Source organism: Mobilicoccus massiliensis, assembly GCF_000826525.2.
Classification (GTDB): domain Bacteria; phylum Actinomycetota; class Actinomycetes; order Actinomycetales; family Dermatophilaceae; genus Mobilicoccus; species Mobilicoccus massiliensis.
This window is the reverse complement of the sequence record NZ_LN651331.1, coordinates 396646-410165: the sequence shown is the minus strand read 5'-3', so window position 1 is coordinate 410165 and position 13520 is coordinate 396646. Positions and strand designations below refer to the sequence as shown.

At 71.3% G+C, this 13520-nt stretch carries 16 protein-coding genes and 1 tRNA gene; 12 read left to right on the top strand and 5 right to left on the bottom strand.

Going from position 1 to position 13520, the window contains the following annotated elements; translation table 11 throughout:
• The first annotated feature begins 51 nt into the window (after positions 1–51).
• A complete protein-coding gene (locus BN1197_RS14785; protein WP_040160878.1) occupies positions 52–867 on the top strand; it encodes a TrmH family RNA methyltransferase in 816 nt (271 codons plus the stop codon).
• Positions 864–1622: a DUF1345 domain-containing protein gene (locus BN1197_RS14780; RefSeq protein WP_052466794.1), complete on the top strand. Its 759-nt coding sequence runs from the start codon at positions 864–866 to the stop codon at positions 1620–1622. Before BN1197_RS14785 ends, BN1197_RS14780 begins: the two co-directional genes overlap by 4 nt.
• 84 nt (positions 1623–1706) lie before the next feature.
• Here BN1197_RS14780 and BN1197_RS14775 read toward each other — a convergent pair whose 3' ends face one another.
• Genes BN1197_RS14775 through BN1197_RS14765 form a run of 3 tightly spaced genes read right to left on the bottom strand, consistent with a single transcriptional unit; the run spans position 1707 to position 3415 of the window.
• On the bottom strand, positions 1707–2237 hold the full coding sequence (locus BN1197_RS14775) for a YbhB/YbcL family Raf kinase inhibitor-like protein (RefSeq protein WP_040160876.1): 531 nt from the start codon (positions 2235–2237) through the stop codon (positions 1707–1709).
• A gap of 21 nt (positions 2238–2258) precedes the next feature.
• On the bottom strand, positions 2259–2645 hold the full coding sequence (locus BN1197_RS14770; protein WP_040160874.1) for a DUF3037 domain-containing protein: 387 nt from the start codon (positions 2643–2645) through the stop codon (positions 2259–2261).
• Positions 2645–3415 carry a HipA family kinase gene (locus BN1197_RS14765; RefSeq protein WP_082043947.1) on the bottom strand — a complete coding sequence of 257 codons (771 nt, stop codon included), beginning with the start codon at positions 3413–3415 and terminating at the stop codon, positions 2645–2647. The genes BN1197_RS14770 and BN1197_RS14765 overlap by 1 nt, the downstream gene beginning before the upstream one ends.
• Positions 3416–3542: 127 nt before the next feature.
• Between BN1197_RS14765 and BN1197_RS14760 the strand changes: the two genes are divergently transcribed.
• The 3 genes from BN1197_RS14760 to BN1197_RS14750 all read left to right on the top strand — a co-directional run bounded on the left by BN1197_RS14760 (position 3543) and on the right by BN1197_RS14750 (position 7870).
• Positions 3543–4340 carry a lysophospholipid acyltransferase family protein gene (locus BN1197_RS14760; RefSeq protein ID WP_040160870.1) on the top strand — a complete coding sequence of 266 codons (798 nt, stop codon included), beginning with the start codon at positions 3543–3545 and terminating at the stop codon, positions 4338–4340.
• Between the two features lie 123 nt (positions 4341–4463).
• The gene (locus BN1197_RS14755) at positions 4464–6599 is read left to right on the top strand and encodes a RecQ family ATP-dependent DNA helicase (RefSeq protein WP_040160868.1); all 2136 of its coding nucleotides are present in this window, start codon (positions 4464–4466) and stop codon (positions 6597–6599) included.
• A gap of 377 nt (positions 6600–6976) precedes the next feature.
• Positions 6977–7870 carry a DUF2382 domain-containing protein gene (locus tag BN1197_RS14750; RefSeq protein ID WP_052466793.1) on the top strand — a complete coding sequence of 298 codons (894 nt, stop codon included), beginning with the start codon at positions 6977–6979 and terminating at the stop codon, positions 7868–7870.
• Between the two features lie 101 nt (positions 7871–7971).
• Here BN1197_RS14750 and galE read toward each other — a convergent pair whose 3' ends face one another.
• On the bottom strand, positions 7972–8925 hold the full coding sequence (galE, locus tag BN1197_RS14745; RefSeq protein ID WP_040160865.1) for a UDP-glucose 4-epimerase GalE: 954 nt from the start codon (positions 8923–8925) through the stop codon (positions 7972–7974).
• Between the two features lie 211 nt (positions 8926–9136).
• Between galE and BN1197_RS14740 the strand changes: the two genes are divergently transcribed.
• The gene (locus tag BN1197_RS14740) at positions 9137–9397 is read left to right on the top strand and encodes a DUF3263 domain-containing protein (RefSeq protein WP_040160863.1); all 261 of its coding nucleotides are present in this window, start codon (positions 9137–9139) and stop codon (positions 9395–9397) included.
• A gap of 85 nt (positions 9398–9482) precedes the next feature.
• Positions 9483–9567, top strand: a tRNA-Leu gene (locus BN1197_RS14735).
• A gap of 60 nt (positions 9568–9627) precedes the next feature.
• On the opposite strand, the gene BN1197_RS14730 is transcribed toward BN1197_RS14735, so the two are convergent.
• Positions 9628–9810 (bottom strand): DUF5703 family protein, encoded by a 183-nt coding sequence (locus BN1197_RS14730; RefSeq protein WP_040160861.1) that lies wholly within the window; start codon positions 9808–9810, stop codon positions 9628–9630.
• A 161-nt stretch (positions 9811–9971) separates the two neighbouring features.
• On the opposite strand from BN1197_RS14730, the gene BN1197_RS14725 reads away from it, so the two are divergent.
• From BN1197_RS14725 to BN1197_RS14705, 5 genes are read left to right on the top strand one after another with little or no spacing between them, the layout of a single operon-like run.
• Positions 9972–10328: a hypothetical protein gene (locus tag BN1197_RS14725; protein WP_040160859.1), complete on the top strand. Its 357-nt coding sequence runs from the start codon at positions 9972–9974 to the stop codon at positions 10326–10328.
• 6 nt (positions 10329–10334) lie between these two features.
• Positions 10335–11294 carry an LLM class flavin-dependent oxidoreductase gene (locus BN1197_RS14720; RefSeq protein ID WP_040160858.1) on the top strand — a complete coding sequence of 320 codons (960 nt, stop codon included), beginning with the start codon at positions 10335–10337 and terminating at the stop codon, positions 11292–11294.
• A 9-nt stretch (positions 11295–11303) separates the two neighbouring features.
• Complete coding sequence (locus BN1197_RS14715) at positions 11304–12011, top strand: MSMEG_4193 family putative phosphomutase (protein WP_040160856.1); 708 nt, start codon at positions 11304–11306, stop codon at positions 12009–12011.
• Between the two features lie 60 nt (positions 12012–12071).
• Entirely contained in the window at positions 12072–12590 is a 519-nt protein-coding gene (locus tag BN1197_RS14710) for a DUF3090 domain-containing protein (RefSeq protein WP_040160854.1), read from the top strand.
• Positions 12587–13507: an SCO1664 family protein gene (locus BN1197_RS14705; RefSeq protein WP_052466792.1), complete on the top strand. Its 921-nt coding sequence runs from the start codon at positions 12587–12589 to the stop codon at positions 13505–13507. Before BN1197_RS14710 ends, BN1197_RS14705 begins: the two co-directional genes overlap by 4 nt.
• The last annotated feature ends 13 nt before the right edge of the window (positions 13508–13520 follow it).

Below are 13520 nucleotides of genomic sequence, written 5' to 3'. Positions count from 1 at the left end.
CCGGACCACCCGAAGCCCCACGCACGAACCACCTGCCTGCACGAGGACGACATGACGATCGACATCGACGACCCGGCCGACGAACGGGTCGCCGACTTCCTGCGGCTCACCGATGTCTCGTTGAGGCGCCGGCTCGAGCCCGAGCGGGGTCTCTACCTCGCCGAGAGCGAGAAGGTGATTCGCCGAGCTCTCGCCGCCGGGCACCGACCGCGTGCATTCCTCATGGCTCGCAAGTGGCTGGCCGAGCTGGGTGATCTCGTCGAGGCCGCGGAGGTCGACGGGGTGCCGGTGTACGTCGCCGGCGACGACGTCATCCGTGACATGACGGGGTTCCACCTCCACCGTGGTGCGCTCGCCTCGATGAGCCGGCCCGAACTGCCGGCGCTCGGAGACGTGATCGGCCGTGCGCGGCGCGTCGTCGTCCTCGAGGACATCGTCGATCACACCAACGTCGGCGCCGTCTTTCGCTCGGCAGCGGCGCTCGGCGTGGATGCCGTCCTCGTCACGCCCAGGTGCGCCGACCCGTTCTACCGACGCAGCATCCGGGTGTCGATGGGTACGGTCTTCCAGGTGCCGTGGACGCGCACGGGCCCCTGGCCGGCAGGCGTCGACGAGCTACGGGCCGCGGGCTTCACCGTCGCCGCCTTCGCGCTCGAGGAGGGCGCGGTCTCCCTCGACGACCTCGCCGCCGACCCGCCCGAGCGCCTCGCGCTCGTCATGGGCGCCGAGGGCGACGGCCTCGGGCGGCGCACGGTCGCCGCCGCCGATCTCGTCGTCCGCATCCCGATGGCGGGCGGCGTGGACTCCCTCAACGTCGCGGCCGCCTCGGCCGTCGCGATGTGGGCGTTGCGTACGGTCTCCGCATGACCGACGACGGGGACGACCGGTCGGGCCACCGACGCGAGCGAGAGGGACTGCCGAGGCGCGTCCCCTGGTGGTCGCCGCTGGGGTGGCTGCCCGAGAAGCACCGCGGGATGGCGTCGGCCGCGTGCGCAATCGTCGGAGGTCCGACGATCGTGTGGACGACGAGAGCCGCCCACGCCCCGGCCGAGGCGCTCGCGAGGATCACCGGGAGTACCGCGCTGATCTTCACGATCTACCTCGTCGTCTACGTCGCGCTGACGACGTGGAGCTTCGCGCGCACCAAGCCCGAAGACTGCCTCGCCTGGGCTCGAGCGACGCGCCGGGGCAACCCGTTCCAACGCTGGGTCTACGCGACCGATCCAGGCGCGGGCACCTCGACGCTCGTCGCGTTCGTCGCTCTCGGCGCGGCCCTGACCGGGAACATCGCGCAGGTATGGGGCCGCCATCTTCAGCATCCGCTCGAGCTGGCGGCCACCGTGTTGCTCATCGTGCTCGCCTGGGTGTCGGTGCTGCTCACGTACTCGATCGACTACCTGTGTCGTGACCAGCGTGACTCCGGCACCCACCTGTCGTTCCCCGGTGGCGTCGAGCGCTGGTCGGACTACCTCTACTTCTCGATGGCGGTCATGACGACCTTCGGAGCGACCGATGTCACGGTCGAGACGAGTTCCATGCGGCGCAACGTCACCGTGCATGCCGCGATCGCGTTCGTCTTCAACACCGTGATCCTCGCCCTCGTCATCGGGCTCTTCCCCTGATCGGGGTACGGCGCCGAACCGGTGGAACGACGTCGCGGGACCCCCTCGTGAGGGAGTCCCGCGTGGCGTCGACGGTGAGGCGGGTCAGCTCTGGGCGTAGCGGCCGGTGAGGACGCCGCGGCCGATGACGTGCTCGAGCATGGCGAACGACGCCTTGGCCGGGGAGGTGTCGGGGTCGATCGAGATGTCCTCCACGTCGAGGGCGTGGACGGCGAACATGTAGCGGTGTGGGAAGTCCCCCTCGGGCGGGGCGGCTCCGCCGAAGTCGTTCGTGCCGAAGTCGTTGCGCAGTTGGATCGCACCCGAGGGCAGCGTGCCGCTGCTCATGCCGGCGCCCTCCGCGAGCTCGGTGACGTCACCGGGGATGCCGACGACGAACCAGTGCCAGAAGCCCGAGGGAGTCGGGGCGTCGGGATCGAAGAGGCTGACGACGTAGCTCTTCGTGCCCTCCGGCGCACCCGACCACGACAGGGCGGGCGAGGTGTTCTCTCCGCCGAAGGTCTGGGCGTCGGGCAGTGTCGACCCGTCGGTGAACGCCGGGCTCTGTACCGAGAACGACGGGACCTGGGGGAGCAGTTCGTAAGGATCCGGGGCCTGGGGTCGCTCGAGATTCATGGCAACGACCCTACCGAGGACTCACTGCGGCGGCACGACGAGACGCCTCAGGAGGCGGGAGAGTTCAGCGGCGGGGTCGGCCGTCAGCCCGCCGTGGCGCGGCCCGGGTTGGAGCACGGTGCTGCGTGGCGCGGCGATCCAGCCGAAGCGAGCCCCCTGCCTCGACAGGTCTGCCCGGCCGGCTTCTCCCCGGCAGACCGCCTCGACCTGCTCCAGCGAGGCCCGGAGGGCATCGAGGTCGACCGACGGGTCGAGGGCTCGCAGCCGGGCTTCGTCGAGGTCGAATCCGCTGATGAGGGTCTCGGCCTGCTGGCAGAAGAGCACCACCCCGACGTTGACGAACTCCTCGCGATCGACGCGCGGAACGCAGCGCAGGGTGACGTACTGGTAGGGCAGCAGCTCGCTCATCAGGCGGCTCCCGGCAGCCAGGCGGCGGGCTCGGCCAGCCGCGCGGTGAGGGCGTCGACGTACGCGGCTCGCACGGCGGCGGTGTTCGGCAGGAACTCGGTCGTCTCGAGCCATTCCTCGGGGACCGCGGCGACGACGCTCTCGAGCACCTCGGGGGTCAGCAGTGCCGCGAACTCCGGGTGTCGCGCCGCCACCTTCTCGAGAGGCCCGGCGACCTCGGCGAGCACATGGGTCGAGGCGTCGAACCGCTGCCGGGCGAACCGCCCCGGATCGGGAGCCTCCGAGGGCCACGAGTGGTGGAAGTACAGCGCGGCACCGTGATCGATGGCGACGAGGGAATCGTGCCACCACAACAGGTTGGGGTTCTGCCACGTGCGGTCGACGTTGGCGGTGAACGCGTCGAGCCACACGATCGCCTGGGCGGTGGCGGCATCGGGCGTGCGTGACCCGTCGTACCCGAACGAGCCGGGGAGGAAGTCGAGGCCGAGGTTGGTGCCCAGCGACGCGTCGAGCAGGTCCTGGACCTCCTCGTCGGCCTCGTACTTCGCGATGGCGGCGTCGACGTCGACGACCGCGAGTTCGGGCACGTGCACGCCGATCGCCCGCCCGAGAAGCCCGACGACGACCTCGGCGACGAGCACCTTGAGCCCCTGGCCGGCACCACGGAACTTGACGACGTACATACCGTCGTCGTCCGCCTCCATGAGGCCGGGCATCGACCCGCCCTCGCGCAGCGGCAGCACATAGCGGGTGGCCCGCACGTTCTCCATCACAGGGCCAGGGTAGGGACCGGTTCCGACAACCCGACGCCCGAGAGGCACGCAGGCCACGAACGGTCGTTCGCGCAGGTCTCCCGAGGGCGCGACAGGGGACGGGCCGCGCCGTTACCGTGTGCGCATGGAACCGGTCTACTCGTCCGTCATCGGCTTCGCCCGTGCGCTCTTCGCCGCCGAGGGGTTGAACTTCCGGGTGACCGGCTCCGAGCACATCCCCGCCGAGGGTGGAGCGGTCATCGTCATGAACCACCTCTCCTACCTCGACTTCGCCTACGCCGGTCTCGTCTCGCTGCCGTCGGGCCGGCTCATCCGGTTCATGTGCAAGGACACGATCTTCGACCACCCGGTGGCCGGTCCGTTGATGCGCGGCATGAAGCACATCCCCGTCGATCGCGAGAGCGGCTCGGCGTCCTTCCGAGCCGCCCTCAAGGCGCTCAAGGCCGGGGAACTCGTCGGGGTCTTTCCCGAGGCGACGATCTCGCGGTCGTTCGAGCTCAAGGACTTCAAGTCCGGGGCGGTACGCATGGCCCAGGCAGCGCGCGTGCCGATCATCCCGGTGGTGCTGTGGGGCAGTCAGCGGGTGTGGACCAAGGGCCACCCCAAGAGGCTCGGACGATCGAACATCCCGATCTCGCTCGACGCGGGCGCGCCGATCCTCGTCCCGCGCGGCGAGAACCCCGAGGAGGTGCTCGCCGCGCTGCGGGGCCGCATGACCGAGATGTTGCACACCGCCCAGCGGGCGTACCCCACCGTGCCGTGGGAGGAGCGCGCCTTCGTACCGGCCCGGCTCGGCGGCACCGCCCCCACGCTCGAGGAGGCGACGGCCCTCGACCTCGAGGAGGCCCGCATGCGTCGGCAGCGTCGAGCGGCGCAGCAGCCGAGCGGTGAGGACCCGGCCGAGGTGGCCGGGCAGCTCTGAGGCGCGGCGGCGTCGGGGTTCCCGCGACGTCCTCGCCCACAGCCCACCGCCGGTGCCGGTCGTCCTCCACAGCGCGCCCGTCGAGTCGGTCCGCTGTCGGTGGTGGCGTCTAGCCTCGCGTTCATGACGACGCAGACCTCTGCACCCGCCCTCTCCGACGCTCAGCGTGAGATCGCCGACCGGGTCATCACGAGCCTCGCCGGTCCCGGCGCGTCCCTGCGACCAGATCAGGAGACGGCCGTCGCGGCACTGACGGTCCCGGGGGCGCGGGCGCTTGTCGTCCAGGCCACGGGGTGGGGCAAGTCGACGGTGTACTGGGCCGCCACCGCTCTTCGACGCGCGGCGGGAGCCGGGCCGACGCTCGTGGTCTCACCGCTGCTGTCACTGATGAGCGACCAGGTCGCCGCGGCCGGCCGGGCCGGGCTCACCGCCGCGACCATCAATTCGGGCAACGTCGACGACTGGCACCACATCGAGTCGAGGCTGCGCGACGAGGAGCTGGACGTCCTGCTCGTCTCCCCCGAGCGTCTCGCCAACCCGGGCTTCGGTCGACGCGTCCTCGAGGGCCTGCGAGGGCGCCTGGGCCTGCTCGTCGTCGACGAGGCGCACTCGATCTCCGACTGGGGTCACGACTTTCGTCCCGACTACCGCCGCGTGGCCGACACGTGGCGCGATCTCGACCCGACCTGCCCCGTGCTGGCCACCACCGCCACGGCCAACGCCCGCGTCACCGACGACATCGCCGCCCAACTCGGTCCCGCCACCCTCGTCCTGCGCGGCCCGCTCGCGCGCTCCAGCCTGCAGCTCGCGGTCGTGGGCGAACTCGACCCCCTCACCCGGTACGCGTGGGTCGTCGAGCACCTGCGCGACCTGCCCGGCTCGGGCATCGTCTACGCCCTCACGGTGGCCGACGCCGAACGACTCACCGAGGCCATCACCCGCGAGCTCGGCCCACACGTGCCGGTCGCGGCCTACACCGGCCGGTTGCCGGCCGACGAGCGGGCCCGTCTGGAGGGTGGGCTTCGGGCCAACGAGGTCAAGGCGCTCGTCGCCACCTCCGCTCTCGGCATGGGCTTCGACAAACCCGACCTGGGGTTCGTCGTGCACGTCGGGTCACCACCGTCGCCGGTCTCGTACTACCAACAGGTCGGACGTGCCGGTCGAGGTATCAACCACGCTCTCGTCGTCCTGCTGCCCTCTCGAGGCGACGAGAACGTCTGGGAGCACTTCGCCACCGCCACCCTGCCGGATCCCGCGCAGGTGCAGGCGATCCTCGGTGCCCTCGAAGAGGGAGCCCCCGAACCCATGAGCGTCGTCGCCCTCGAGGCCCGCACAGGCGTACGGCGTGGCCGGGTCGAACTGCTCACTAAGCAGCTCGCCGTCGACGGGTGTGTCGAACGGGTCGAGGGCGGCTGGGTGCGCACCGGGCGTGACTGGCACTACGACGCCGATCATTACGACGGCATCCTCGCCCAGCGCCGCCGCGAGGCCGACATCATGCGCGACTACATCGCGGGACGCGACTGCCTCATGGCGTTGCTGCAGCGCTCCCTCGACGACCCGGCGGCCCGGCCCTGCGGGCGCTGCTCGGTCTGTCTGGGCCGTCTGCCCGAAGGCCTCACACAGCGCCCGGCCCCCGACCTCGTCACCCGCATCGGTGTCGGCCTGCGCACGCGGTTCCACGAGCTCGAGCCGCGCAAGATGTGGCCCGGGGCGCCGTTCGAGCGACGCGGCCGCATCCCGGCGGGGGAGGCCGCGGAACCGGGCCGTGTCCTCATCCACGCCGACGCCCCCGAATGGCGCGGGTACCTGCAGGAGTTCGCGCGCGACGAGGTGTCACCCGTTCTCCTCGACCATGCCGTGCGGGCCCTCGCCGACTGGAGGAGCTCCTGGGCCGCGCGCCCCGAGGTCGTCGTCGCGCTCGACGCCGAAGGGCACCCGACCGTCACCGAAGCCGTGGCCGACCACCTCGCCACCGTGGGCCGGCTCGATCGGGCGAGCCTCGTCGTCAAGACGCCCGCGGAAGCCGGCCTGGAGGCAGCGATCTCCGACGGTTCGGCGGGCGGCGGGGTCGAGGCCGACCGCTGGGCCCGACGCCTCCTCGTCCCGGACGATCAGGTGGAGAACCTCACGGGCCGGTGGGTGCTGCTCGTCGTCGACGCCACCTCGACGACGTGGGTCGTCACCGTGGCCGCGTCGATGCTCCGCTCGTGCGGAGCGGCCGGGGTACTTCCACTCCTCATCCACCGCCGCCCGTGAGCGTGCCGTCGGCGGGTCTGCGCCCACAGCGGGTTCGGCCGACGCGTCGCGCAGGCGTCGTCGCCAGGGTGAGACGGAGCAGAACGCGCATCCATGAGCACCGTCACGCAGTGGTCCTACTCACTGACACGAAAGTTCGTTGTGCCTCGATCTTCCACCCTCCCAACGGCATTCACATTGCCTCGAAGAATTGGACGGCCGAAAGGTTTGTCGAGCCGCACCCCTGGGCAAGAAGGGGGGCGTACGACGCTCGGCCCGGTCCCTTCCGGATCGGTCGGTTCGGAGGTTCGCCCTCCACCGTGCGCCGAGATGACGCTCACGGCGGTGGCGTGGAGAGATCCCGTGTACGTCACCGCCCCTGACGAGAGGAAGACCAGATGTTCGACCAGAACATGACGCAGGAAGACATCACGCGTCTGCACGACGCTCACGTCATCGACCAGGACGGTGACAAGGTCGGTTCCGTCGGTCAGATCTACCTCGACGACCAGACCAACCGCCCCACCTGGGTCACGGTGAAGACCGGTCTGTTCGGCACCAAGGAGACCTTCGTGCCGCTCGGCCAGGCCACCCGTGACGGCGACGACATCCGGGTGCCGTACACCAAGGAGTTCATCAAGGACGCGCCCAACATGGACGCCGAGCACCACATCTCGGAGGCGGAGGAGGACGAACTCTACCGCTACTACAACCTCTCGCAGGAGCGCGGCTACGCCGGCACCGAGCGTGAGGGCGTCGTCGGTCGCGCCGAGGACGACATCGACCGTCGCCGTGCGGAGCACGAGGTGCACAAGGGTGACCGCCGCGTCGAGCACGCCGAGCGCGACCTCGACCGTGCCGAGCGCGACTACGACCGCAGCGACCGCGACCTGGCCCACGCCGAGGGCGACTCCGTCGTCCGCCGCGAGGAGCAGCTCAACGTCGGCACCGAGCGCGTCGCCACCGGTCGCGTGCGTCTGCGCAAGCACGTCGTCTCCGACACCGAGACCGTCAACGTACCGGTCGAGCGCGAGGAGGTCCACGTGACCCGCGAGCCCGTTCGCGAGGGCGAGGGCGTCGGCCGCATCGGTGACGGCGACGAGGAGGTCTCGGTCCAGCTGCACGAGGAGCGCCCGGTCGTCGAGAAGGAGACCGTGGCCAAGGAGCGCGTCGGCCTCGACACCGAGACCCACCGCGGCACCGAGCAGGTCAGCGAAGAGGTCCGCAAGGAGCAGGTCGAGGTGGAGCGCGACCGTGACGTCACGCGCGGCCGCGACGACAAGCGTCTCTGAGTAGACCCCTGAGGCCGATGCCGCCAGGCATCGCCACACTCAGACGGCAGCCCCGGACCGAATGGTCCGGGGCTGCCGTCGTTGTCGCGCGGGTGCGGTGCTCAGGCTTGAGACGACATGAACGCCCAGGCGTCCTCGACGATGTCGTGCAGCGACAGCTCGGGACGCCAGCCCAACTCGTCGGCGGCACGCTGGGAGGACGCGACGAGCGTCGTGGGGTCGCCGGCCCGGCGCGGCTGGACCTTCGCCGGAATCTCGTGGCCGGTCACCTCGCGGCATGCCTCGATGACCTGGGCGACGGAGTACCCGCTGCCGCTGCCGAGGTTGAACACGCGGTGACGGCCGGCCTCCGAGCTCTCGAGGGCGAGCAGGTGCGCCCGGCCGAGATCGACGACATGGAGGTAGTCCCGCACGGCCGTGCCGTCCTCGGTGGCGTAGTCGTCGCCGAAGATCGCGACGGAATCGCGCTGCCCGGCCGGCACCTTGAGCACGTTGGGGATGAGGTGGGTCTCGACGGCGTGCCGTTCGCCGAAGCGTCCGCGGGCGCCACCGACGTTGAAGTACCGCAGCGAGGTCGCGCCGATGCCGTAGGCCTTCGCGTAGCCGCTGAGCAGCATGTCGATGGCCAACTTGGAGTGGCCGTAGGGGTTGATGGGGGAGGGCGTGACGTCCTCGGTGATGGGGGAGACGTCGGGTTCGCCGTAGACCGCGGCGGTCGAGGAGAACACGACGCGCGGGATGGCCGCGGCGCGCACGGCGTCGAAGAGCCGGAACGACCCGACGACGTTGTTCTCCCAGTACAGCTCGGGCCGGTCCACCGACTCGCCGACGAGCGACTTCGCGGCGAAGTGGAGGACGCCCTCGAACCCGCCCGAGGCGAGCAGCTCGCCCGCGTCGTGGATGCGGCACCTGACGAATCGCGCGCCCTCGGGGATGGCGTCCTCGTGGCCGGTCGAGAGGTCGTCGACGACGGTGACGTCGTGTCCGGCCTCGAGCAGTTGTGAGGTGACGACCGAACCGATGTATCCGGCGCCCCCGGTGACGACGAGCCTCATGTGTCCCCTCCTGTGATGGTCCGCGGCCCGAGACCCGGGCCCGTTCCACTCTAGGGGAGCGTCGGCATGCGTTCAGGGCGACTTCGGCGGCTCCGGGACCCAGGTCCGTGCCCGCACCGTCCCACCGCGGTGCTGCCGCCGCTCACGGCCGCCTCGCTCAGTCGAGGATGCCCTGTGCCGATGGGTGACCAGGCCAGCAGAAGGGAACGAGATGCGCCGTCCGTACCGCACTCCGTCGCTCAGTGAGCGCGACCGCCAGGTCATGGCGATCGAACGCCGGTGGGGGCCGGGGCCGTCCGCCCTACCGATGAAACTCGACGAAGCACGCGAGTTGGGCCTCGACGCACGCACCTACGCCCTCGTCGTCAACGCCCTCATCGACGACCCGCTCGCCCACGCCGCCGACCCGCGCACGATGGAACAGTTGCGCAGCATCCGCCAACAGCACCGGGACGCGCGAGACGGCGGGTGACCCGCCTCGTTTCGCTTCGGGCCGGGGGCCCGTGCTAGTGTTCCGGAGGTCGCGAGGCGCCCCAGAGGTGCAGCGCACACACCCCGTCCGGGTGGCGGAATGGCAGACGCGCTAGCTTGAGGTGCTAGTGCCCTTTATCGGGCGTGGGGGTTCAAGTCCCCCTCCGGACACCGATCATGATCGTGCAAGGCCCTCTCCAGCGGGAGAGGGCCTTTCGCATCCGCGTCACCTCATGGCCGCGGAACGCGAATGATCTTGCGTCGCAGCCACACCCGGCGTCTTCCGCCGGTGAACAGGCGCAGTCTCGCCAGCTCCCACTGGCCGTATTCGGCCTCGGCGGCGAGGAGCGCGCGCATCTCTCCGCGGGGGATGCGCGCGGAAACGGTGAACTCGCGGTACTCGTACTCGACCATCCCCGCCATTGTCTCACCGCACGCCGTCCTGGCCCCGGAGCGGCCCACGGCCCGCGCCGACGCCGGCCGTCGACGAGGCCGCCCGTGTGGACCCGCGGCCGGTCGGATACAACACGCGATTTGCCTCCCCTCTCGGCGCTCCGACGAGGTAGCGTCGAGGCATGAGCGCAGACCCCCGGGCCGCCCTGGTCACCTTCGTCACCGCCCTCGAGCGGCATCTCGAGGCAGCATCGTCCCGACGCGGGGAGAACGACCCGGCAGTCGTCGCCGCCTACCAGGCCGTCGCGGAGACCTTCGACGCCTACGAGGACGCGCTCATGGAGGCCTTCGAGGAGGTCACCCCCCTCGAGATCTTCACCGACGACGAGTACGACGACGACTTCGACGACGATGACGACGACGATCTCGACGACGACAATGATGACGACGACGATCTCGACGATGACGACGATGACGATGATGATGACGACGACGACAGCGACGACGAGGACGACGACCTCGGCCCCTCCCGCCGGTAGGGGTCTGTGCTCCGACGTTCCCTGATCCTCTCCCCGGCCACCCGTTCGACCCCCACCGCCGACCTTGCTGCCGCCCGTGCGGCCTCGAACGCCGGGTTCGACTGCGTGTGGGTGGGGGAGCGGGCACCGCAGGACGCACCGGCGCGGGTCGCGGCTCTGGCTGCGGCCACCGCCGGCATCGACCTCGGCCTGGGTGTCACCCTCGACAGCCGCGGCCACGCGCACCTCGACGAGACGCTGAGAACCCTGACACTGCTCGCCGCCGGTCGGGTCCGCATGACGGTCGCCGTGCCGTCGACGCCGGCGGCGTCCGTACGTCCTGCCTGGGAGCAGCGGTTGGCGGAGATCGCGCCGCTCGTGCATCGCGCCTCGGTACCTCTCGGGGTACTCGTGGGGGATGTCGCGACCGCGCTCTCCGCCGCACCGCACGCCGACCGACTCGCCGTTCGCGGCGCCGACGCGACCCTCGTCGGTGACATCGCGGCCGCCGTCGGACGCCTGAACGACCCCCCGGCGCTCGAGGTGTGGCTCGACCTCGCCCTCGACGCCTACGACCGGGACGACCCGAACGACCGCAGCGGGATCGATGCCGTGCGCCCCCTCGTCGCCGAGCGTCTGGCCGTTCCGGGAGTGCCGGGCCACCACACCGCACGGGGTGTCGCGCGCCGGCTCGGTCCGGCCGGGCTGATCGGCGACGTCGAGGCCGCCTACGCCCGCGGCGTCCCGGCTCGGGCCGCCGAGATCGTGCCCGACGAACTCGTCCGCGCCACGTGCCTCGTCGGCTCGGTCGAGGACGTGCGCGCCGCCCTGGCCCGTCACGAATCGGCGGGCGCATCCGAGGTCGCCGTCATCGTCCACGCACCCGACGCGTCGTCCCGGGCCTCGGTGATCACCGCGTTCGCGCAGGAGGCGCCCGGACGCCGCGCCGACGGATCGGGCGACGGCCCACCGTCCTCCGACGCCTAGAGTGGCCGCGTGGCCACCGTTCTCCTCGTCCGACACGGACGCACCAGCGCCAACGCCGACGGAGTGCTCGCCGGCTGGAGCCCCGGCGTCGATCTCGACGATACCGGGCGCAGCCAGGCCGAAGCCCTCGCGGCGCGCCTGCACGATCTCCCGATCGCCGAGATCGTCTCGAGCCCGTTGACCCGCTGCCTGCAGACCTCCGACGTGCTGCGGGCATCCTGGCCGTCGGTCACTACGTCTGAGTGCGACGACCTCGGCGAATGCCGCTACGGCGCCTGGACGGGGCGTCCTCTGCGAGAGCTCGCCGAGGACCCGTTGTGGCGCACCGTGCAGAGCCAGCCCAGCGCGGCCACCTTTCCGCCGTCGCCGGACTTCGCGCACGAGTCGCTGCGGCAGATGGCCGATCGTGCCGTGGGCGCGGTCCGGCGGATCGACGCCCGCATCGAGGCCGAACACGGCCCCTCCGCGCTGTGGGTCGCCGTCTCGCACGGCGACGTGATCAAGGCGATCCTCGCCGACGCGGCGGGTACCCACCTCGACCTCTTCCAGCGCTTCACGGTGGGGCCGGCCTCGCTCTCGGTCGTACGTCACACCGCCGAGCGCCCCTACGTCGTCCGCGTCAACGACACCGGCACCGAGCTCGCGGGCCTCGTGCCACCGCCCCCGGAGTCGGCCCCCGGCGAGGGAAGCACGGGAGTCGTCGGCGGCGGGGTCTGACAGGCCCGCAGAGTCCCCCTCGCCTGCGCCACGCGCCGATCCCGGGGCTACCGTGGACCCATGGCCGTCATCGACTACGACCCTCCGGAGCGCTTCGTCGCCGGAACGGTCGGCCCCCCTGGACAGCGACAGTTCTACCTGCAGGCGAGCGGTGGCGGCCGCGTCACGTCGGTGGCGCTGGAGAAGGGCCAGGTCCTCATCCTCGCCGAGCGCGTGGAGGATCTGCTCGACGAGTACGGCGGCCACGATGACGGCGAGCAGCTCCCCGACAACGCCCCTCTCGACATGCCGCTCGACGAGGAGTTCACCGTCGGCACCATGCGGCTGGACTGGAACCCGGCGACGCAGCGGCTCGTCCTGCACCTCGTGCCTCTCGGGCAGGAGGTCGACGAGGACACCGACCTCGCCGCCATCGACGCGCCCTGCCTGCGGGTGAGCCTCGACGTGCGGGCCGCGCGCGAGTTCGCCCGTCGCAGTGCGAAAGTCGTGGCGGCCGGGCGTCCTCCGTGTCCGTTCTGCGGGTCGCCGCTCGATCCCGCGGGCCACGTGTGCCCCCGGGCCAACGGCTACAAGCGGTGACGAGCCGGGCCGCTCCACCCGAGGACAGCCTCGCCGAGCTGACCAGCGCGCTCGACTCCCATCCCCTCGAGATCGTCGGGCAGCTCCTCGACGCCTCGAACGACGCGTTCTTCGCGTGGGCCGGGCCGGTGCCCGTCATCTACAAGCCGGTGCGCGGGGAGCGCCCGCTCTGGGACTTCCCGACGGGCTGCCTCGCTCACCGAGAACGCGCCTCCTACCTCATCGACGCCGCCGGTGGGTTCGGCGTCGTGCCGCCGACCGCGCTCGTGGACGGTCCGTTCGGTGAGGGTGCCGTCCAACGGTGGATCACCGACCCGGACCTCCTCGTTCGGGGTGGCGACGAGGACGCCACCGACGACGAAGGCGACGACGTCGAAGGCGACGACGAAGACGCCGGCGACGGGGAGGTCGAGGTCGTCGCCGAGGACGAGGTCGACGACACGCTCTTCGCGCTCCTGCCCCCGGGGCGGGTGGCGCCGCCGTGGCTACCGGTCTTCAGCGGCGAGCTGCCCGACGGCCGGCCCGTCGTGCTCGCCCACGCCGACTCGCCCGAGTTGCGCACCGTCGCCGCGCTCGACGCCGTGCTCAACAACAGCGACCGCAAGGGCTCTCACCTGTTGCGCTCACCCGAGGGTCACCTCTGGGGCATCGACCACGGCGTGACGCTGCACGAGCACCCGAAACTGCGCACGGTGCTGTGGGGGTGGGCGGGAGACCCGATCCCCGAGGAGGATCTCGCCAGGGTGAGGCGCGTCGAGACGGCCCTCGACTCGGGATCAGTGCGTGCCGAGCTGAGCGACCTGCTCACCGGCGTCGAGATCGACGCCCTGGCCGCCCGGGTCGCCGCTCTCGTCGCCGACGGCCGCTACCCGCTACCGCACCCCGGCTGGCCACCCGTTCCGTGGCCCGCGCTCTGAGGCTCGCTGTCGG

What these genes read in the sequence shown, in the direction of transcription:
- BN1197_RS14785 (WP_040160878.1), top strand. Translation starts at nt 52, where the DNA reads ATGACGATCGACATCGACGACCCGGCCGACGAACGGGTCGCCGACTTC.
- BN1197_RS14780 (WP_052466794.1), top strand. Translation starts at nt 864, where the DNA reads ATGACCGACGACGGGGACGACCGGTCGGGCCACCGACGCGAGCGAGAG.
- BN1197_RS14775 (WP_040160876.1), bottom strand. Translation starts at nt 2,237, where the DNA reads ATGAATCTCGAGCGACCCCAGGCCCCGGATCCTTACGAACTGCTCCCC.
- BN1197_RS14770 (WP_040160874.1), bottom strand. Translation starts at nt 2,645, where the DNA reads ATGAGCGAGCTGCTGCCCTACCAGTACGTCACCCTGCGCTGCGTTCCG.
- BN1197_RS14765 (WP_082043947.1), bottom strand. Translation starts at nt 3,415, where the DNA reads ATGGAGAACGTGCGGGCCACCCGCTATGTGCTGCCGCTGCGCGAGGGC.
- BN1197_RS14760 (WP_040160870.1), top strand. Translation starts at nt 3,543, where the DNA reads ATGGAACCGGTCTACTCGTCCGTCATCGGCTTCGCCCGTGCGCTCTTC.
- BN1197_RS14755 (WP_040160868.1), top strand. Translation starts at nt 4,464, where the DNA reads ATGACGACGCAGACCTCTGCACCCGCCCTCTCCGACGCTCAGCGTGAG.
- BN1197_RS14750 (WP_052466793.1), top strand. Translation starts at nt 6,977, where the DNA reads ATGTTCGACCAGAACATGACGCAGGAAGACATCACGCGTCTGCACGAC.
- galE (WP_040160865.1), bottom strand. Translation starts at nt 8,925, where the DNA reads ATGAGGCTCGTCGTCACCGGGGGCGCCGGATACATCGGTTCGGTCGTC.
- BN1197_RS14740 (WP_040160863.1), top strand. Translation starts at nt 9,137, where the DNA reads ATGCGCCGTCCGTACCGCACTCCGTCGCTCAGTGAGCGCGACCGCCAG.
- BN1197_RS14730 (WP_040160861.1), bottom strand. Translation starts at nt 9,810, where the DNA reads ATGGTCGAGTACGAGTACCGCGAGTTCACCGTTTCCGCGCGCATCCCC.
- BN1197_RS14725 (WP_040160859.1), top strand. Translation starts at nt 9,972, where the DNA reads ATGAGCGCAGACCCCCGGGCCGCCCTGGTCACCTTCGTCACCGCCCTC.
- BN1197_RS14710 (WP_040160854.1), top strand. Translation starts at nt 12,072, where the DNA reads ATGGCCGTCATCGACTACGACCCTCCGGAGCGCTTCGTCGCCGGAACG.